Below are 20,679 nucleotides of genomic sequence, written 5' to 3'. Positions count from 1 at the left end.
AAGCTCACCCAGGTAGGGGCTGGAGTGGTCGCTGAGCTCCTGCTCACGCAGGTACGACTCGATCCGGGACCGCGACCAGGGCTTCTTCCAATACGTCGCGACCACCGGGTCGTTCATCCAGGAGTGCAGCACATCCAGGTCGCGGTCCACGTCGAGGGAACGCAACGAAAAAGTGCCGTCGAATCCCTGGTGTCCGAGTGCGGCACGCCGACCTGCGAGGTCCGGCCTGTTCGTCTGCACCGCGTCTTGCACGCGGGTATCTTCCCGCACCACTGACCACGTTGTACCGGTTTCGTGGCGAACCTCGCACAACTCAAATGGCCAGGCCACGCCCGGTTGCCGGCCGCAGTCGATTGACATGGCCGCACGCGTCCAGCAACTTAGCGAAGGCTAACATAATCTGCTGGTGCGGATTGGGTGCTGGAGGGGGCCGCAGCGGTGACGAACGAGACGGAGGGGTTCATGCAGGGATTCATAGCGGGCTCCACAGGGGGGAACGCTTGATGCGTGTCGTGTCGTTCGGATTCCAGACCTGGGGGCACAAGACCCTGCAGGCCCTGATCGACCTCGGTCACGAAGTTCCCCTCGCGGTGACGCACCCGGCCAGCGACCACTCCTATAAGGCGATCTTCTCGGCGTCCGTCGAGGAGCTGGCCCGCCAACACGGTATCCCGGTGCATCTCACCGATCGGGTCGACGCGGAAACCATCGACCGGGTGCGCCGCGCCGAACCCGACGCCATCGTGGTCAACAGCTGGTACACCTGGATGCCGGCCGAGCTGTACGACCTTCCGCCGCACGGCACCTTGAACCTGCACGATTCGTTGCTGCCGAAGTTCACCGGATTCTCTCCGGTGCTCTGGGCGCTGATTTCGGGCGAAACCGAATTCGGTCTGACCGTGCACCGGATGGACGACGGCCTGGACACGGGCGACATTCTGGTCCAGCACGCGCTGCCGATCGGGCCGACCGACACCGGCACCGAGCTGGTGATGCGGGGCATGGACCTCATTCCCGGGGCGCTCGCCGAAGCGTTGAGTGCGCTCGAGTCGGGCACCGCGGTCTGGCGTCCGCAGAACAAAGCCGAACGAACCTACTACCACAAGCGATCTGAGCGCGACAGCCTGATCGACTGGAGCTGGCCGGCCGCCGACCTCGAACGGTTCGTGCGCGCGTTGTCCGATCCCTACCCTCGTCCATTCGCGTTCTACCGCGGTGAACGGATCGAGGTGCTCGAAGCCCGGGTCTCCGAAGCCCGATACGGTGGCACCCCGGGCCGGGTGATCGTGCAGGAAGGCGGCGGTGCGGTGGTGTCGGGGCCGGAAGCGTTCCGGGGCCGAAACCACGCGCTGGTGGTCACGCTGGTGCGGACCGCCGACGGTGTCGAGCACAGCGGCGACAAGTTTTTCGCGCGCGGCGGCTATGTGACATCGGAAAGTGGTTCCTGGCCGCAGGCGGTATGAGAGAGGCAGTGAGACCGACGATGGCACCCGATGCCAAGACCGTGCAGGAGCGTCGCCGTGAGCTGCTGCGCCGTCGCATCGCCGAGAGCGGCGCGGCGGGAAGCATGCCCGCAACGGACGTGGCCGTCCTCGAAGCGGGGCGACGCTACGGTCTGTCCGCCGGTCAGCGCCGGATGTGGTTCGTGCAAGCCATGGACACCGCCGACACGACGCTGAACATCTGTGTGGCATACCGATTGACGGGCGCCCTGGATGAGGAGCGGCTGCGGGCCGCGGTCGGTGAGGTCATCGCGCGTCATGCGGTCCTGCGCTCCACCTACGGGGTGGACACCGAGGGTGAGCCGTATCAGGTCTTCCGCGATAACGTTGAAATTCCCTGGCAGACAAACGATCTGACGGAACTGGCCGGAAACGGGCAGACCGTCGAGGCACTGGCTCGCCGAGAGTTCGGCCGGCCCTTCGATCTCACCGGCGAATTGCCGCTGCGGGTCACCCTACTTCGGACCGGCACCGATGAATTCGTGTTGCTGCTGGTGGTGCATCACATCTGCTGGGACGACGATTCCTGGGCGGTGTTCTTCGACGAACTGAGTGCGGCCTACCACACCGGCGCGGTCAACGGCCAACCGCCGCAATATGTTGCGGTCGAGGTGCTGGGTCGCGCGGCCACCGAGGGGACGGACCCACCGGCCGCCGATATCGACTACTGGCGCAATAACCTGCTGCCGCTACCCGATCCGCTGCAGCTGCCCGGGGCGTCGTCCCCGAACCCGTCCAAGCACGCGCGGCGACATACCTGGCCGGTGCCGGCCGACCTGTTCGGTCGGCTCGAGGACTTCGCCCGTCATCGCTCCGCCACACCGTTCATGGTGCTGCTCGCGGCCTACGGAGCGCTGATACGTCGGTACACCGGTGCCACAGACTTCCTGATCTCGGTGCCGGTGACCGAACGGCGAGCCGCCGCCGAGCGCGCGATCGGATATTTCGGCAACACCCTGTTGCTGCGCATTGCCGTGCGACCGGACGACACGTTCACCTCGTTGGTCGACCGGGTGACCGAAACCTGTTTGCAGGCCTTCGCCCGGCAGTCCGTCGGTCTCGATCGCGTGGTGCGCGAGCTGAATCCGGAGCGGACCGCAGGCCGGGACGGGATGGACCGTCTGGTCCGTCTCGGCTTCAGCATGCGCAAGACGGTGTCCGGCCTGCGCCTCGACGGTGTCACCGTTCGACAACTCGAACTCGGCGCCGTCACCGCACCGGTGCCGCTGGCGCTCGCGGTGGTGCTCGACCCGGACGGCATGATCGCCGAATTCGAATATCAGACCGAGGTGCTCTCGAAGGCTCTGGTGGATCAGATGCTGTCGCATTACGTGCAGTTGCTGGACCATGCGTTGCGCGAGCCGGCACATCGCGTCGCGGCGCTCGACCTGCTGGGGCCCGGCGAGCGAGACGCCGTGCTGGCGCAATCGCATGGCGAGCTCGTCGCAACTCCCGCCACCACCATGGTTGCCGCGCTGGAAGCGGCGGCCGCCGCCGCGGCGGATTCCCTTGCCCTGGTGTCCGACGACGCGCAGCTGACGTATGCGCAGCTGCATGGCCGCGCTAATCGCTTGGCGCGCTGGCTGATCGGCAACGGAATAGGTGCCGAGGACATCGTCGGACTGCGCATGACGACGTCGATCGAGTTCATCGTCGCCATGTTCGCCGTACTGAAGGCCGGCGCGGCCTACCTGCCGATCGATCCTGCTTTTCCCGAGGACCGCATCGAGTATCTGGTGCGGGATGCGAACCCGGTGATGGTGATCGGGCAGGCCGAATTCGCGGCAGCGGAGAGCGCCGCGGCGAGTCTGTCCGACGCTGTGCTCAGCGACGCCGATCGGCTGCAGCCGCTGCGGCCCGATCACCTGGCGTACGTGATCTACACCTCCGGCTCCACCGGCCAACCCAAAGGCGTGGCGGTGCCGCATCACGCGATCGCCGAGCACATGGACGGTTTCCTCGCCGAATGGAGCTTGAACCCCGACGACCGGGTGTTCCAGTCGTCGTCGGTGAGTTTCGACGCCTCACTGATGGAGATCTTCGCACCGCTGTCCCTCGGGGCGCGACTGATCGTGCCAAAACCCAATGCTTTCAACGACATTCCGTATGTCGCCGAGCTGATCAGCCGCCACGGCGTCACGACTCTGCACATGGTGCCCTCGATGCTGAGCACGCTGTTGCTGCTGCCGCAGGTCAGTGAATGGCGGCAGTTGCGCCATGTGCCGGTGGGCGGAGAGGCGCTCTCCGGGGAGGTGGCCGACAAATTCGCCGGCTACTTCGACGCAAAGTTGCGCAACCACTACGGCCCGACGGAGGCCGTCATCTGTGCGACCCACCTGCCCGTCGAGGGGCCGCAAGGAACCGGGGTAGTGCCGATCGGCATTCCCAACCGGAATGTCTATACCTACGTGCTGGATGAGGAACTGCAGCCCGTGCCGGCCGAGGTGGTCGGCGAACTGTATCTGGGTGGCGCGCAACTGGCGCGCGGCTACTTGGGGCGACCGGCCCTGACCGCGCAGCGCTTCGTCGCCGACCCGTTCAACCCCGGACAGCGGCTGTACCGAACCGGGGATCTGGTCCGCCGCAACATTTCCGGGAAACTGGAGTTCGTCGGCCGCGCCGACGAGCAGGTCAAGGTCCGGGGCTTCCGCATCGAACTCGGCGAGGTCGAGTCGGTGATCGCGACACATCCCGCGGTGCGGCACTGCCTGGTTATCGCCGAAGACACCGAGGCCGGGCCCAGGCTGGTCACCTACGTCGTGCCCGGCGGCGAAAACGATATCGAACTGAGCGAGATTTACGCCCACGCCGCGGCGGTACTGCCCGAATACATGGTGCCCACCGCGTTCGGCGCAATCCCCGAGATCCCGATGACGGTGCACGGGAAACTGGATAAGCGGGCCTTACCGCCGGCCACCCCGGTCGCGCGTCGCAGCTACCGGGAGCCGACCACCGACGCCGAGCACCGCCTGTGCGCAATCTTCGGGCGGCTGTTCGGTTGCGAGCGGGTTAGCGTCGACGATTCGTTCTTCGACCTGGGTGGTCACTCGCTGCTGGCGGCGCGGCTGGTCGCCCAGATCCGCGCCGAGTTCGACGTCGACTGCAATGTCCGGGCCGTCTTCGACGCCCCGACGCCGGCGGGATTGGCGGAGCTGCTGGCCGAGCGGTCCGCGGCCGCCCGCCCCGGGCTGGAACATGAGGCACGGCCCGACCGGCCGCCCCTGTCCTACTCCCAACTCGCCATGTGGTTCCAGCACCGGATGCGCGGTGCGAACGATGTCTTCAATTTGGCTTTGTCACTTCGCTTTACCGGTCCGTTGAACATCGCCGCGCTCGCCGCCGCGCTCGACGACGTGGTGGCCCGGCATGAGGCGCTGCGCACGTCGTTCGCCGAACACGACGGCATGCCCTATCAACGCGTGCAGCCGGCCCTGAGCATTGAGCTCGCCGTCGCCGACATTGCCGCCGAGCAGCTCGACGAGAAGGCCGGCGAGTTGCGCCGGCACCTGTTCGATCTCGAGTCGGGGCCGCTGATCAGCCCCACGTTGTTGGCGCTCGGCCCAGACCAGCACGTGCTCGTGGTGCTGATCCACCACATCGTCACCGATCACAACTCGCTGGGGGTCATCTACGAGGACCTTGTCAGGGCCTACCGGGCCCGGCTGGGCGGGGCGGCTCCGCACTGGGATACCCTGCCGTTCCAATTCATCGATTACGCGCTGTGGCAACGCAATACCTTCGACGTGCCGAACGAGTGGGCCCAGGGTGAGCTGAGTTACTGGTGCGACACACTGGCGGGAATGCCCACCGAGCTCTCCCTGGCCGCCGATCATGCGCGGCCACCGGTGATCGGCAGGCGCGGCGCAGTGGCGGCCTTCACGCTCCCGGCCGGACGCCGCGCGGTACTCACCCGGCTCGCCGATGCGCAGGGCGCCAGCGAGTTCATGGTCTATCAGGCCGCGCTCGCGGTATTGCTGCACAAGTTGGGTGCCGGCACCGACATCGCGATCGGTAGCCCGGTGGCGGCCCGCGGTGAACTGGCCATCGCTGCGGCGAACGGGCCGTTCGCGAACGTGGTGGCGCTGCGTAATGACCTGTCGGGCGACCCGAGCCCGCGCACCGTGCTGGCGCGATCCCGCGAAGTGGTGCTCGATGCGTTGGCGCACCAGGAAATACCGATCGACCGGCTCGTCGAAGCGCTGAACCCACCGCGCTCGAGGTCGCGCAACCACCCGCTGTTCCAAACTTCGATCCACTTCCGGGCTGAGGACTGGGCGCTGGCGCCGCGTGATCTCACGCCTGAAACGACGGTCGTCGCGATTCCGATGGAATTCGATGTCTCGCTGCTGGATCTGAACGTCAGCATGAACGTGCTTGCGGACGGCGGGCTCGAGGTACGCATCGTCGCCAATGCCGACTTGTACGAACCCCAAACCGTGCAGCACATCGCCGAGGCACTGGACGCCGCGCTGGAAGCCTTTGCGGATCAGCCCGATTCGCCGTTGTCGGCGCTGCACCTGGCGCCGGCGGAAGTGATGGAGAAGCTGCTGGCGCCCCCGACGCCGGTCGGCGCCCGTTCCGAACAACCCGTGGCGGGCGGGTCACCGGAAACCCAGCGGGCGCTCATCGCCCTCCTGGAGGAACTCCTCGAGATCGACGGTGTCGAACCGGAAGACAATTTCTTTGCGCTCGGCGGTGACAGCATCATCGCCGTCCAGATGTCGGCCCGGGCCAACGCGCAGGGACTGGCACTGGCGCCCGCAATGGTGTTCGAGCACATGACGATCGCCGAGGTGGCCGCGGCGGTCGACGCTGCGGCCGATCAACCTGCCGACCTTGCGGAATCGCAGCCCGAGTCGACCGCGACCAGCGCACCGATGAGCGCATCCGGCTTGGACGCCGACGCGTTGGCGGCGCTCACCGCATCCTGGCAGAACCGGGCCTGAGCCGACCATGACCGCCGCGCCGCCGCAGATCGAGGATGTACTTGCGCTGAGCCCGTTGCAGGAGGGCCTGTTCGCCCTATACCGCCTGGCCGAGGACAGCCTCGACATCTACACCATGCAGTTGGTGGCCGATATCGACGGGCCGTTGGACGTCGCGCTGCTGCGCCGTAGCGCCCAGGTCATGCTGGACCGCCACCCGAACCTGCGCGCGGCGTTCTGGGATCGCGACGTCCCGCGGCCGGTGCAGATCGTTCCCGCCTATGCCGAGTTGCCGTGGTCCGAGCGAGTCACCACGGCAAGCGAATTCGACTCGATCGCGCGCTCGGAACGGCGCCGGCCGTTCGACCTGAGCCGCGGGCCGGCCCTGCGCGTCGTGCTGCTGTCGGTGCCCGGCGAAACCAGGCGCCGGATGATCTTCACCGCCCACCACATCCTGGTGGACGGTTGGGGACTCGGCATCTTCTTCACCGAGATGCTCGCGGTGTATCAGGCCGGCGGCTCGACCGATGGGTTACCCGTCCCGCGCCCTTACCGGGACTACATCGCCTGGCTGTCCCGGCAGGACCGCACGGTCGCGACCGCCAGGTGGACGGATTATCTGCAGCGCGTCTCCGCGCCGCTCATCGTGGCCGATGGCATACCCACGGCAGCTCACGGCGTGCCCGAAAAAGCGAACCTGCTGTTGTCTTCCGGTGACACGGCGCGGCTGCGCCGGTGGGCGGGCCGGAACGGGCTCACGCTCAACACCGCGGTGCTTTTCGCCTGGATCGTGGTGCTCAGCCGCCTCACCGACCGGCGCGACGTGGTCTTCGGGACCGTCGTCTCCGGCCGGCCTGAGCACCTGCCCGGCGTAGAGACCATGGTCGGGATGTTCATCAACACCGTTCCGGTGGTGCATCACCTCACCGGCACGGACCCTGTGGTCGAGCAATGCAGACTCTTACAGCGGGAATCCTCGTCGTTGCGTGACATCGGCTACCTCAGCCTGTCCGAGTTGCAACGGGCGCACGGCCACGGCAGCCTCTTCGATACGCTGTTCGTGTTCGAGAATGCCCCGCTCGAGGACGCCGTCCGGCCGGTCACCACCGCGGACGGCACCCGCTTCACCCCTGTCGAAGGGGAAAGCCTGACCCACTACCCGCTGACGGTGGTCTCGCACCTGATCGAGGACGCGTTGATTGTGGTCGTCGAGGCGATTCGTGAAGCGTTGCCGCATCTTTCGTCCGCGCAACTGTGCGAGCGATTGGCCTCGGTGTTGCGGCAGCTGCCCGACATCGAAGACCAAGGTCCCGACGCGCTGGATGTTCTCACCGCCGCGGAACGCGCGGAGTTGGACGAACTTGCCGCGGTCTTGGTACCGGCGACGGATCAATCGGTGTGGCAGAGCTTCGAGCGGCAGGTCCGCGCCACGCCGGACGCGGTCGCACTGATGACCGGTGACGGCGTGCGCTACACCTACGCCGGACTGTATGCCGAGGCGGCCCGGCTGGCCCGCGAGCTGGCCGAGCAGGGTGTGGGCCCGGAAACCGTTGTCGCGCTGGTGTTGCCGCGATCGGCTTCTTCGGTGGTCGCGATCATGGGGGTGCTCGCTGCCGGCGGCGCCTACCTGCCCGTCGACGTCGCACTGCCGGATGCTCGCATCGATTCGCTGCTGCGACAGTCAAACCCGGTTCTCGCCATCACCCAGACCGGTCAGGAGGAACGGATCGGCGGGCGGCTACCCACGCTGGTGTTGGACGAGCCCGCTGCGGCGCAACGTATCCGGCAGCACGACCCCGTCCCGCCCGCGGTTCGTCATCATCCCGGACACAGCGCCTACGTCATCTTCACTTCCGGCTCCACCGGGGAGCCCAAGGGCGTCGTCGGCACGAATGCCGCTCTGCTGAGCTATTTCGCCGACCACCGCGACCGTGTCCACCGGCCCGCCGTGACGCGGCTGGGGCGTCCGTTGCGGATCGCCCATGCGTGGTCGTTCAGCTTCGACGCGTCATGGCAGCCCCTGGTCGGCCTGCTCGACGGCCATTGTGTGCACCTGTTCGACGCGGACGAGATGCGCGACGCGGACCGTTTGGTGCGGGGGCTGGCCGACTTCGGCGTCGACATGATCGACACCACGCCGTCGATGTTCGTCCAACTGCGAGCCGCCGGCCTGGCCGAGCGCAACCTGTCCGTGCTCGCACTCGGCGGCGAGGCGATCAATGCCACGATGTGGCGACAACTGCGCGCGTTGGCGCCGACCGCGGTCCACAACTGTTACGGGCCCACCGAGACCACGGTCGAGGCGGTGGTGGCAGAAGTCAACGAATACCCCGCGCCGACGATCGGCACGGTCAACTCCGGAACCTTCGGCTATGTACTGGATTCGGAGCTGCGCGTGGTGCCCCACGGTGTGGTGGGCGAGCTGTACCTCTCCGGGGCGCAACTGGCCCGCGGTTACGTAGGCCAGCCCGCGCTGACCGCCGCGCGCTTCGTCGCGGATCCGTTCCGCCCCGGCCGGCGCATGTATCGCACCGGGGACCTGGTGCGCCGGCTGCCGCACGGCGGCTACGCGTACCTGGGACGGGAGGACGACCAGGTCAAGATCCGGGGCTACCGCGTGGAGATCGGGGAGATCGAGTCCGCACTGCGCAATCAGCCCGAGGTGCACGACGCGGCGGTGTCCGTCTTGCGTCGCGAATCTGGCCCCGTCCTGGTGGGATTCGTTGTCTGGCAACACGGCTCGGAATCGGATCCGGTCCGGCTGCGCGCCGCACTTTCCGAACACCTGCCGTCGTATATGGTCCCGGCCAGGATCGTGGCGTTGCCGCGCCTGCCGGTGAATGCCAACGGCAAGCTGGACGGGGCGGTGCTGGACCGGCTGGCTCACGATGCATTGACTTCTGTGACGGCGAGCGGCGCGGCGGTTTCCACCGAAACCGAACGTGCGTTGTGCGAGATATTCGCCGAGCAGTTCAGTGGCGTGATGCCACATGTCGACGACGACTTCTTCTCACTCGGGCTGGACAGCATCTCGGCCATCTCGGTGGTCCACAAGGCCCAGCGTCGCGACATCCCCGTGACACCGCGAATGGTGTTGAGCTGCCCGACCGTTCGCCAGCTGGCGGCCGCCGTCGACGCGTGGAACGGCGCGGACGATGCTGCCACGGTCGCCGACTACGGCGAGGTGCTGCCGTTGCCGATCGTGTCCTGGGTGAACGAGTTCGGTAACTACCGGCGCTTCACCAACACCATCCTGATGCGAGTGCCCGCCGGGGTCGAGCGGCCAGTCATCGAGCTGATACTCCAACTGCTGCTCGACGGACACGAAGTGCTGCGTTCGACGCTGACCGAAACGCCCGACGGTGCCCGCCTGGTGACCCGTCCGCCCGGCGTGGTGAGTGCCGCTGAGTTGCTGTCCGAGGTGAATGTGCCGACCGGAACCGCCGTGGCCGCGGCCATCCCGGATGCCGCGCGCGCGGTGATGGACGAGATCGATCCGCACGCGGGCGCGATGGTGCGGGCGGTGTGGTTCACCGGTGCCGGTGCCGACCTGCTGCTGCTTACCATTCACCACTTGGTGGTAGACGTGGTGTCCTGGCACATCCTGGTCAGCGACATCCAGGAGGCGTGGCGTTCCCTGCAGGCCGGCGAAACACCGAAGGCGTTGCCGGAGTTCACCTCCTACCGCCGCTGGTGCCGGCTGATCTGGGAGCGGGCGGCGCAACCCGAGGTGCTGGCTCAGCGCGACTACTGGCTGGCGCAGGTCCGCGACGCTGATCCCGCGCTGGGTACGCGGCACCCCGACCCGACCCGTGACACCTGGTCGCAACTCCAGGTGACCGCCGTGTACACCCCGGTCGAAATCACCGAACGCCTGCAGGCCGCGCTCACGCGCGAGGACCGCATGCGCGCGATCCTGTTGTGCGCGGCCACCATCGCCATCGGCAACTACCGCCGGGCCGCCGGGCACGATCCGTCTTCGGGCGCGTTGATCGCACTGGACAGCCACGGCCGCGCCGACGCGGTCCTGGATACCGACACCGCGAACACCGTCGGCTGGTTCACCAACACCTTCCCGGTGCGGCTGGGGGTGGGCAGCGGCACGGACACGATGGACAGCGATCGGCTCGAGGCGAACCCCGCGGCGGCACGCGGACTGCTCGACTCGGTGACGACGCACCTGGACGAGGTGCCGCACGAAGGCCTGGATTACGGGCTGCTTCGCTATATCGCCCGAATCCCCGAATTGCAAGAGGCGGCCGAGCCGCAATTGCTGTTCAACTACATGGGCCGACTGGACCTCAGCGGCGCCACGAACGAACCGTGGTCACTGCTCAGCGGAGCCGAAATCGAAACGCTGCCTGTCGATCCCGAACCGGAACTACCGCTGCGCTTCGCGCTGAACATGAGCGTGCTGATCGCCGCCACCCCGGCCGGTTGGGTGCTGATCAATAATGTGCTGTGGAGTGACGCCCTGTTCGGCAGCGCTGACATCGATCGCCTCAGCGAGCATTGGCAGCGGGCGATCGCGGTGTTGGCCGCCGCGCTGGACCTGAATCCCGAAGCGGATTAGGAAGGACTGCACATGCCGCCGCCCGGCGAGGAGTGGATCAGCAAGGACGAGATCAAGGCCACGATCGCGGCCCAACTGGGTTGCCCGGCCGCCGACGTCGCAGACCACGACGACCTGATCCAGCTGGGGCTCAACTCTATTCGCATGATGTCCCTGGCGGGCGGTTGGCGTAAGCGCGGCGCGGACATCACCTTCGCCGAGCTTGCCGCCAGTCCGACCGTCGAATCCTGGCACGGGTTGCTCAGCGGTGACCAGTCGCTGCCACCTACTCCGGAGCGGCCACAACCGGCCGAGCCATCCACCGACAACACCCCGTTCCCGCTGGCCCCGATGCAGCACGCCTACTGGATCGGGCGATCCGACGAACAGGAACTCGGCGGCGTCGCGGCCCACCTCTACGTTGAGTTCGACGGTGCCGCAATCGATCCGCAGCGGCTGCATCGAGCGGTGGACGCGCTCGTCGCGGCCCACCCAATGCTGCGCACCAGGTTCCTGCCGGACGGCACCCAGCACACCCTGGCGCGGCCGGGTCGACCGGTGTTTGAGGTTGTCGACCTGCGCGACCGTGACGCGGATGCGGTGGAAGCAGAGCTGGCGGCCATCCGAGACCGAAAGACCCACCAGCGGTTGGCAATCGAAGACGGGCAGGTCATCGACGTCACCCTGACGCTGTACAACGACCGGGCGCGGTTGCACCTGGACGTCGATATGCTGGCCGGCGACGCGATGAGCTATCGGGTGCTGGTCACCGATCTCGCCGATGCCTACGGCGGCGCCACACTGCCGATACCCGGCTACAGCTATCAACGCTACCTCGACCAACGCCGGGCCGGCCGCGATGGCGACGCCGCACACGAGCGGGACCGGCAGTGGTGGCAGCAGCGGCTTCCCGAAATGCCCGGTGCCCCTGAGCTTCCCCGGGCGCCGGAGCGCGCCGCGTCGCGCCGCACCGTCCGGTACGACCATTGGTTGGCACCGGAAGCCAAGGAGAGGCTGATCTCGGGGGCGCACGCGCGCGGCGTCACTCCGGCCGTGGCGTTGGCGGCGGTATTCGCCGACACCATCGGTGGCTGGTCGGCCCAGGACAGGTTCCTGCTGAATGTGCCGTTGTTCCACCGGGAACCCGTCCACCCCGACATCGACCGGGTGATCGGGGACTTCACCTCATCGATCATGCTCGAGGTCGACGTCAGCGAAAACATCTCGATCGCGGAGCGCGCCAAGGCCGTCCAGCGCAGCATGTACGACAGTGGCTCGCACGCCGCCTATTCCGGCCTCGAGGTGCTGCGCGATTTGGGCAGGCACCGCGGTGAACCGGTGCTGGCGCCGGTGGTCTTCACCAGCGCCCTCGATCTCGGGGAGCTGTTCTCCGACAAGGTGGTCCGAACGTTCGGCAATCCGGTGTGGATCATCTCGCAAGGACCGCAGGTGTTGCTCGATGCCCAGATCACCGAACTGTGCGGTGGATTACTGATCAACTGGGATGTGCGCGAGGCGGCCTTCCCGCCGGGTCTGGTCGACGCCATGTTCGACACGTTCACCAAGACCGTCCAACGCCTTGGGGACGGCGACACGGCCTGGGACGCCGAAGCGGCGGTGCGGCTGCCTGCCACCCAGGCGCAGGTGCGCGCGGCGGTCAACGCAACCGACGGCCCCGCCAGCGGCCGCTGCCTGCACCAGGGCTTTTTCGACCACGCCGCGGCACATCCTGAGGACGCGGCCGTTTTGTGGGATTACGACGATGTGGCCGGCGGCTGGAACTACGGGCAACTCGCCGGCGCTGCGCTGGCGGTCGCGGGTGCGCTGCGCGCGCAGGGTGTGGCTCCGGGTGACACGGTCGCCGTCCAGTTGCCCAAGGGCAGGGACCAGATCCTTGCCGTGCTGGGGGTGCTGGCCGCAGGCGCGGCCTACCTGCCGATCGGTATGGACCAACCCAAGGCGCGGCAAGCGAAGATCCTTGCGGCCGCCGATGCTGCCGCGGTGCTGACGGCCGACGGGTCGCCGGTGGACACCGGTATCGCCAGCCTGTCCCTCGAGGCGGCCCGCGAGTATCCGGAGCCGCTGCCGGCCGCGGTCGTTCCGGATGCCAGCGCTATCGCGTACGTGCTCTTCACATCGGGCTCTACCGGCCAGCCCAAGGGCGTGGAAGTGCCGCACAGCGCGGCGATGAACACGATCGACGCGGTCAACGATTGGTTCGGGGTGGGCACCGGGGATCGTTCGCTGGGATTCTCCGCGCTCGAATTCGACCTCTCGGTCTACGACATCTTTGGCATGTTCGCGGCGGGCGGGGCGGTGGTCGTGGTCGAAGACTCCCAGCGGTCATCGGCGGATGCCTGGGTGGAACTTATTCGGCGACACCGCGTTTCGATCCTTAATTGCGTGCCGGGCATTCTGGACATGATCCTGGAATGCGCCGGAAACCGCCTTGGCGATTCCCTGCGCGCGGTCATCCTCGGCGGTGACTGGGTGGCGGCTTCGTTGGCCCGCCGGCTGGCCGCAGTGATCCCCGGATGCCGATTCGCCGGACTCGGCGGAGCCACCGAGACCGCGATCCACAGCACCATCTGCGAAGTGGCGGGCGAACCGCCACCGCACTGGGTGACCGTGCCGTTCGGTGTGCCGCTGCGCAACGTGCGGTGCCGGGTCGTGTCGCCGTCGGGCCGGGACTGCCTCGACTGGGTACCGGGCGAACTCTGGGTGGGCGGGGCCAACGTCGCCGCGGGCTACCGCAACGAGCCGGAACGCACCAGGCAACGCTTCGTCGTGCACGAGGGCATGCGCTGGTACAAGACGGGCGACCTGGCCAGATATTGGCCCGACGGCACCATCGAATTCCTCGGCCGCGCCGATCACCAGGTGCAAGTCCGGGGATACCGTGTCGAACTCGGGGAGGTGGAGAGCGCGTTGCGCACCCTGCCCGGGGTACGGCACGCCGTCGCCGCCGTCGTCGGCACCAATGCGCCCCAACTTGTGGCGGCCATCGCCGGTGACGCGGTCGAGGGTGACGTCATGGTCGCGCTCGCCGAGCTGCTACCCAGCTACATGATCCCGTCTCGCATCACAATGCTTGAGCGAATCCCGTTGACTCCTAACGGGAAACTGGATCGCCGTGCCGTGGTGGCACTGCTCGGGGAACCGGACACCCCGGCGGGAGCGCACGCCGGCCCAACCAACGATCTGGAGGCCGCGCTGGCCGAGATCGTCGCCGAGGTGCTCGACGCGCACCCGGTTGGCGTGCGCGACGACTTCTTCGCCCTCGGCGGTGATTCGGTGTTGGCCACCGCCGTCGTCGCACGTGTGCGGGACTGGCTGGAGGTCGACCACGCGGTGGTCACCGACCTGTTCGCGACCCGCACGGTCGCAGGCTTCGCCGAACGCTTGAACAAGCGCGAGGCGGCCCGCGGCACCCCGCAGCGGCTGGCGGTCATCGCCCGGCACTATCTCGACGTCGCGGCGCTCAGCGACGAAGAGGTCCTCGCCGAAGGGTAACCGGCCGTCCCGAGCGGCGAACAGCAAAGTTAAGTACCGCACTACTCTATTCGGCCGACGCGGACCGCCCCATGCTCATCCGGTGGCCGAGGGTCTCAGCAAGCGCGAGCAAGCGTTACGTAAATTGCCGTTGCCGTACTCGTTGGCGTTGCGGCTGCGCGATGCCGGTGCCGCCCGCGAGGTGATCTGCGAGTACGTCGGCGTCGAGGATGAACACCTCGACGGTGTCTATCGACTTGCCGAGGCGAAACTCATTGCGCTGCAACAGCAGATCGGGGTCGGCTAATGGTGGGAGCGGTATGGGCCGCCGAGCCGTCCGTGGCTTCGCAACTGTGACAAACCCGTCGCAGCCGGGGAAAGATTCACACGCTAGGAGAAGAACATGAAGTATCTGGTTTCCTGGTCATACCGCCTCAACGGGACCGCGTCCGAGAACGAAGATTCGTTGCGGCGTGGCTTGGCCGTGTTCTCCAAGTGGGCGCCGCCGCCAGGTTCGACCTACCACGCGTTCCTGGGCCGCGTGGACAGCGGCGGCGGCTTCGCCCTGATCGAAACCGACAACCCGGCCGACCTCGCCGACGTCACCGGAAAGTTCGCTTTCATCGCGGACTACGAAATCCACCCTGTGGTTGACATCGACCAGTCCGTGCAGATGCTGCAGCAAGGCGTCGACTTCCTCGATTCCGTAGAAACTTGAGTGATTGACTGCGCGCGGGCCCAGAGCCTCCTACGCTGACCGGGTGCGATTGACGTGGCCGCTGGTCGGCCGGTCGCAGGAGTTGGCGGTCATCGAATCCGCCATCGCCGAGGCGGGCTCGTCCGGCATCATCGTCTGCGGCGGTGCCGGTGTCGGAAAGAGCCGCATAGCGCGCGAAGCGCTCGCGGCGGTGACCGCGCGTGGCTGTGAAATTCGTTGGGCGGTGGCCAGTTCGTCGGCGCGGTCGATCCCACTGGGTGCGTTTGCCGCGTGGGTCGGTACCCCCGAACCCGCAGAGGGTCAACTGGTCCACCTGCTCCGCGATGTCATCGGCGCGCTCACCGCCGCGCCGCCGGACGCTTCGGTGGTGGTCGCCGTCGACGATGCCCATCTGCTCGACGACCTGTCCGCGTTCGTGCTGCACCAGATCGTTCAGCGGCGGGCGGCGCGGGTGCTGTTGACCGTTCGCAACGGCGAACCGGTTCCGAATGCGGTACAGGACATCTGGCGCGGCGCCGGGTTCGAGCGCCTGGACCTGCAGCCGCTCTCCGCCGACGAAACCGCCACGCTGCTGGCTGCCGCACTGGGCGGCCCGGTGGATCCCGATGCCGCCCAACGGCTCTGGCGGCTGACGCGGGGCAACGTGCTGTACCTGCGCAACATCGTCGAGCAAGAGCTGGCCGACGGGCGGCTCGCGAAACGCCACGGCCACTGGCGCTGGCACGGTGATCCGATCGTGCCGCCCAGCCTGGCCGAGCTGATCGACTCGCGAATGGGAACGCTCTCAGCCGAGGTTGGCGACGTGGTGGACGCGCTGGCGGTAGGGGAGCCGATCGAGCTGGCGTCCTTGGCGCGGATCGCCGATGCCGAGGCGATCGAGGAGGCCGACGTGCGTGGCCTGATCACGGTCGGCGAGGTCGGCGGCCGGATGGAAGTCCGGCTTGCCCATCCGCTTTATGGCGAACTACGCCGCAAGCGGGCCGCGCCAACGAGATTACGCAGGCTGCGGGGCCGGGTCGCCGCAGAGCTGGCGGCCACCGCGGAACACGGCGATGTGCGGATGGTGGTGCGGCGCGCGGTATTGAGCGTCGATTCCGATCTGGTCCCCGACCCCGATCTGCTGGTCAGGGCCGCCGACGGAGCGATGTTCCTGGCGGACGCACCCTTGGCCGACCGGCTGTCCGCCGCGGCGATAAGGGCCGGAGCCGGAGCGCAGGCGTACAACATTCGCGCGTTCGCGCTGGCGTGGCAGGGCCGCGGCGAGGAGGCCGACGCGGTGGTGGCCGGCACGCCCACCGAGGGCCTGTCCGAGTCCGACCGGGTGTACCTGCTCGGGCATCGGGGCTTCTGCAAGCTGTGGGGGCTGGGAGATCCCGATGGTGCGAAGTCGCTTTTCGACGAGGCCGCGCGGATAGCGACGACGGCGGCGACCCGCAGCTGGATCAACGCGTATCTCACCGTTTACTGGGCGTCGATGGCTCGCCCGGACAAGGCGATCGAACTCGGTGCAGGCGTCGATCTGGAACAACTGCCCGCGATCATCAGCGCGGCCGCGGCCTGGGCTCTCGTCGTCGCCAACGGCGACGCAGGCAACGGCGTGGCGGCGGACCGGGCGGCGTCGGTCGGCTCCGCATACGCACAGCGCATGGGAACCGCAGCCCACATGCGATTGCTCATCGTCGACCGGCACGTCGGTGCGCTCCTGCAGGGCGGTCGGATGGCCGACGCGACTTCGTCGGCGGAGCAGGCCCGTGCGGACACCGTCGATGTGCCGGGCGTCGCTCGTCTGCTCAGCACCGCGATCGTGGGCCGGGTGGCGCTCGGCTCGGGCCGATTGACCGAGGCGAGATCGCTGCTGGAGACGGTTGCCGAGCTGTTCACGGGCGACTCCAACGGTTTTCGGTACCGGTACCTGATTCCGCTCACCACCACACTGGCAACCTGCGGTCTGGTCGACGAGGCGGCTGCTGCGCTGCAGGCCACCGAGGCCGAACACCATCGGAGTTGGGGATTCGTCGATTACGAGCGTGATCTGGCGCGCGCCTGGGTGGCTGCCTGCCAGGGCGCGGTCAGCGAAGCAGCCAAGGTCGCGGCGGTTGCAGCCCAAACAGCTAGGACCAACGGACAATTCGCCGCCGAGGTGATGTGTCTGCAGGCCGCGACGCAATTCGGTGACAGCTCCACCGCGCCCCGGCTGCGCGAGCTCGCCAATACGGTGGAGGGCCCCCGGGTCGGTATCGCCGCTCGATTCGCCGCCGCCCTGGCCGACGGTGACGCAGCCGGATTGGCAACGGCGTCTGAACAATTCGAAGGCATGGGCGATCTCGTCGCCGCGGTGGATGCGGCCGCGCACGCGGCAATTGCGTATCGCGGTAAGGGCCTACGGGGATCGGCGCTGGGTTGCTCGACCCGCGCGCAGGCGCTTGCCGAGCGGTGCGGCGGGGCCGCCACGCCCGCGCTACGAGAAGCCAGCATCGAAGTCCCGTTCACGTTCCGCGAACGGGAGATCGTCACGTTGCTCAGCGGCGGGTTGTCCACTCGGTCGGTCGCCGAGCGCCTGACGCTGTCCGTACGCACAGTCGAGGCCCACATATACCGGGCGATGGCGAAAACCGGGGTCTCGAGTCGCGAGGAACTTGCGGCTCTACTCCGTCCCCTCGGCTGACTGTGCCGGGTCCGCATCCGGCCCGACGCATAGCTGCTACACAGCTCCGCCATAGCTCCGTGAACCGCTCATGTGGCAATGTCGATGTAACGCGGTTCGTCCGCAGAACGACACACCAGTCACAATTGGCACAACGACAACACGCGCCAGCGTGCGAGGAACACCGATGTTCCCGCCCGTTTCCGCGCGAATCCGACAGGGGGAGAGCAATCGTGCGAACCATGAAATCACTGGCCTGGGGCGTGGCCGCGGTCGCCGCGATCGGCGCAGCTGCGGCCGGTGCGACGGCCGGCGCCGGCCCGCCGACGGAGTACCAGGTGCAGCCCGTCGTCTTCGGCGCGCCACTGCCATTGGACCCGGCACCGGTACCGGCGCCGGCCAACCTGCCGACCGCCCCGCAGCTGACCGGCATCCTGACCAACCTCGCCGATCCCAATGTGTCGTTCGCCAACAAGGGCAATCTGGTCGAGGGCGGCATCGGCGGGACCGAGGCGCGCCTCGCCGATCACCAGCTGAAGAAGGCGGCCAAGAACGGTCAGCTGCCCTTGCAGTTCAACATCGCCAACATCCAGCCGGCCGCCGAGCCCGGCGCGGCCACGGCCGACGTCGCCGTCTCCGGGCCCAAGCTGTCCCCGCCGGTGACGCAGAACATCACCTTCGTCAACCAGGGCGGTTGGGTGTTGTCGCGGAGCTCGGCGATGCAGCTGCTGCAGGCGGCCTCGGGCTAAGTCCCCCTCGCGAAAAGACGCAAAAGCACCCTTTTCGGGCCCGAAAAGGGTGCTTTTGCGTCTGCTCGCGCACCCTTCCGTCACATGCGCAGCTCGAGGCGGGCCAGCCGATCCGGGTCAGCCAGCACATCGATCGCCGCGATCCGGGCGTCCCGGACCAAAAATCCCATCACCGCGACAGCTCGCCCGGCGATGAACACCACCGCCCCGGCGGCTCCGTTGACGACCGCGGCCCGCACCTCGCGCTCCGGGCCCGCATAGCCGCGGGCCAACTCGGCCACCCGCGTCGCTCCCTGGGCGCGGAACCCGGGCGTGCCGCCACCGAAATCGCCGTGCAGCACCACCTGCGGGTGCAGCACCGCAACCAGGCGGTCGAAATCTCCGCTGCGCCCGGCCGCGAAGAAGGCGGCAACCGCGTCGTGCTGGGCCGTCAGGTCGCTGTCCGGAACGGGATCCGCCTGCTGGATCCGCCGCCTGGCGCGGCTCGCCAGCTTGCGGGTCGCCTCCGGTGACCTCTCCACGATCGGTGCGATCTGGTCGAAAGGCACCGCGAAGGCGTCGTGCAGCACGAACGCCAGCCGCTCGGCCGGCGGCAGGGTGCTGAGCACCACAAACAACGCCAGGCCCACCGCGTCGGCCAGCATGGCGCGATGTTCCGGGTCGAATTCGCCGTCCGTTTCCACGATCGGATCCGGCACCTGCGCAACCAGCTGCTCACCGGCGCGGACCCGACGCGACCGCAGGGTGTTCAAGCAGATCCGCGCCACCACGGTGGTCAGCCAGGCGTCCAGGTTGTCGATGCCCTCGGTCGCGCTGGTGCTCAGTCGCAACCACGCCTCCTGAACCACGTCCTCGGCGTCGTGGAGGGAGCCCAGCATCCGGTAGGCGATGGCGCCCAGCCGCGGGCGGGCCGCCTCGAAGCGGGTGGTAAGCGCCGGGTCGGGGGTCATCCGCGGTCGGCGTCGGGCAGCGCGCACACCATGCCCTCCGATAGACCCGCCGATCCGATATTCAGCGCAAGGTTGAACCGGGCGCGCAGGTTGCCCAGCGTGATGACGTGGGTGAGGCCGACCAGTTGCGCGGTGTCGAAATGCGCACGCAGCCGCTCGAACAGCTCGTCGGTCACCTCGACGGGTGTGCGGGTCATCGCCGTGGCGTAGTCCAGGATCAATTTGTCGACTTCGGAGAAGCAGTCGGCGTTGCGATAGTCGGACATTGCCAGCAGCTCCTCATCGGTGATGCCCCATCCGCGGGCGATTTGGGAGCCGAGGTCGATGCAGAATTCGCAGCGCGCCGTCATCGCCGACTTGAGTTCGGCGAGCGCGCGGTGCCGCGGGCTGAGGACGTCGAGTTTCGCCTCGGCCTGTTCCAGGCGCCCGTAAGCCCGCAACAGCCGGGGGATATGGGCATACATCCGCATCGGTTCCAGCATCGTCGCGGTTTCGCGGCCCGTCATCCGTTTGAACTGGCGCCTGGTGAAGAAAAACGCGATCTTTGCGCTCAAGCCGGCGTCGCGGTCGGCGACTCCGGTCAGTCGTGGCCCGGATTTCGGTGTCATGGCACCTCCTGGAATGTGTCCCTAGTTCTCTGACTAGATCGACACTCGGCCGCGCACGGATGTGACCGGTTCCCCGCGAGAAGACGCTAAAGCACCTTTTCGGGGACCGAAAAGGGCGCTTTAGCGTCTGTTCGGCCCAGTTACCCGACGGCCATATCCATGTCGTAGACCCGTGCGTGCAGCACGGTCCGGTTCCGCAGCGCCGCGCGCACCGCTCGGTGCAGCCCGTCCTCGAGGTAGACGATGCCGCGCCACTTCACCGCGTGCGGAAACAGATCGCCGTAAAACGTCGAGTCCTCCGACAGCAGACGATCCAGGGCGAGCACCGTGGTCGTCGTGACCAACTCGTCGAGCCGGATCTGTTGCGGCGGAATCTGGGACCAGTCTCTATAGGACAGCCCGTGCTCCGGATACGGCTTGCCCTCGCGTACGCCCTTGAAGATCATTCGCTGTCGCTTTCGCCTGGCGTGCTCCACGGGAACATTTGGGTAAGGCTATAGCGACACGGGCGCCGATGCCGTATCGGCCGCAGATCCCGG

General features: G+C 67.6%; 12 protein-coding genes. 8 read left to right on the top strand and 4 right to left on the bottom strand.

Going from position 1 to position 20,679, the window contains the following annotated elements; translation table 11 throughout:
• The coding region (locus tag A9X01_RS04470) for a GNAT family N-acetyltransferase (protein ID WP_253848924.1) at positions 1 to 252 on the bottom strand (252 nt) is incomplete at its 3' end.
• A gap of 251 nt (positions 253 to 503) precedes the next feature.
• Between A9X01_RS04470 and A9X01_RS04465 the strand changes: the two genes are divergently transcribed.
• From A9X01_RS04465 to A9X01_RS04430, 8 genes are all read left to right on the top strand, one after another.
• Complete coding sequence (locus A9X01_RS04465; RefSeq protein ID WP_065119478.1) at positions 504 to 1,463, top strand: methionyl-tRNA formyltransferase; 960 nt, start codon at positions 504 to 506, stop codon at positions 1,461 to 1,463.
• A gap of 20 nt (positions 1,464 to 1,483) precedes the next feature.
• The gene (locus tag A9X01_RS04460; RefSeq protein WP_065119477.1) at positions 1,484 to 6,448 is read left to right on the top strand and encodes a non-ribosomal peptide synthetase; all 4,965 of its coding nucleotides are present in this window, start codon (positions 1,484 to 1,486) and stop codon (positions 6,446 to 6,448) included.
• A 7-nt stretch (positions 6,449 to 6,455) separates the two neighbouring features.
• Positions 6,456 to 11,000, top strand: coding sequence for a non-ribosomal peptide synthetase (locus tag A9X01_RS04455; RefSeq protein WP_065119476.1), 4,545 nt, complete (start codon positions 6,456 to 6,458; stop codon positions 10,998 to 11,000).
• Between the two features lie 12 nt (positions 11,001 to 11,012).
• Positions 11,013 to 14,492: a non-ribosomal peptide synthetase gene (locus A9X01_RS04450; RefSeq protein ID WP_065119475.1), complete on the top strand. Its 3,480-nt coding sequence runs from the start codon at positions 11,013 to 11,015 to the stop codon at positions 14,490 to 14,492.
• Between the two features lie 82 nt (positions 14,493 to 14,574).
• On the top strand, positions 14,575 to 14,778 hold the full coding sequence (locus tag A9X01_RS04445) for a hypothetical protein (RefSeq protein WP_065119474.1): 204 nt from the start codon (positions 14,575 to 14,577) through the stop codon (positions 14,776 to 14,778).
• 96 nt (positions 14,779 to 14,874) lie between these two features.
• Positions 14,875 to 15,189, top strand: coding sequence for a DUF3303 domain-containing protein (locus A9X01_RS04440; protein WP_065119473.1), 315 nt, complete (start codon positions 14,875 to 14,877; stop codon positions 15,187 to 15,189).
• Between the two features lie 43 nt (positions 15,190 to 15,232).
• On the top strand, positions 15,233 to 17,854 hold the full coding sequence (locus A9X01_RS04435) for a LuxR C-terminal-related transcriptional regulator (RefSeq protein ID WP_065119472.1): 2,622 nt from the start codon (positions 15,233 to 15,235) through the stop codon (positions 17,852 to 17,854).
• Positions 17,855 to 18,075: 221 nt separating this feature from the next.
• Complete coding sequence (locus tag A9X01_RS04430; protein ID WP_436405230.1) at positions 18,076 to 18,582, top strand: MTB12 family secreted protein; 507 nt, start codon at positions 18,076 to 18,078, stop codon at positions 18,580 to 18,582.
• An 80-nt stretch (positions 18,583 to 18,662) separates the two neighbouring features.
• Here the strand turns inward: A9X01_RS04430 and A9X01_RS04425 are convergent, their stop codons facing one another.
• The 3 genes from A9X01_RS04425 to A9X01_RS04415 all read right to left on the bottom strand — a co-directional run bounded on the left by A9X01_RS04425 (position 18,663) and on the right by A9X01_RS04415 (position 20,586).
• Positions 18,663 to 19,532 carry a sigma-70 family RNA polymerase sigma factor gene (locus A9X01_RS04425; protein ID WP_065119481.1) on the bottom strand — a complete coding sequence of 290 codons (870 nt, stop codon included), beginning with the start codon at positions 19,530 to 19,532 and terminating at the stop codon, positions 18,663 to 18,665.
• Positions 19,529 to 20,140 carry a carboxymuconolactone decarboxylase family protein gene (locus tag A9X01_RS04420; protein WP_065119470.1) on the bottom strand — a complete coding sequence of 204 codons (612 nt, stop codon included), beginning with the start codon at positions 20,138 to 20,140 and terminating at the stop codon, positions 19,529 to 19,531. Before A9X01_RS04420 ends, A9X01_RS04425 begins: the two co-directional genes overlap by 4 nt.
• A gap of 140 nt (positions 20,141 to 20,280) precedes the next feature.
• Positions 20,281 to 20,586 carry a type II toxin-antitoxin system VapB family antitoxin gene (locus A9X01_RS04415; RefSeq protein ID WP_065119469.1) on the bottom strand — a complete coding sequence of 102 codons (306 nt, stop codon included), beginning with the start codon at positions 20,584 to 20,586 and terminating at the stop codon, positions 20,281 to 20,283.
• Positions 20,587 to 20,679 lie beyond the last annotated feature (93 nt).

The organism is Mycobacterium asiaticum (assembly GCF_001668675.1).
GTDB lineage: Bacteria > Actinomycetota > Actinomycetes > Mycobacteriales > Mycobacteriaceae > Mycobacterium > Mycobacterium asiaticum_D.
The sequence above is the reverse complement of the archived record's forward strand: the minus strand, read 5'-3'. Positions and strand labels throughout refer to the sequence as shown.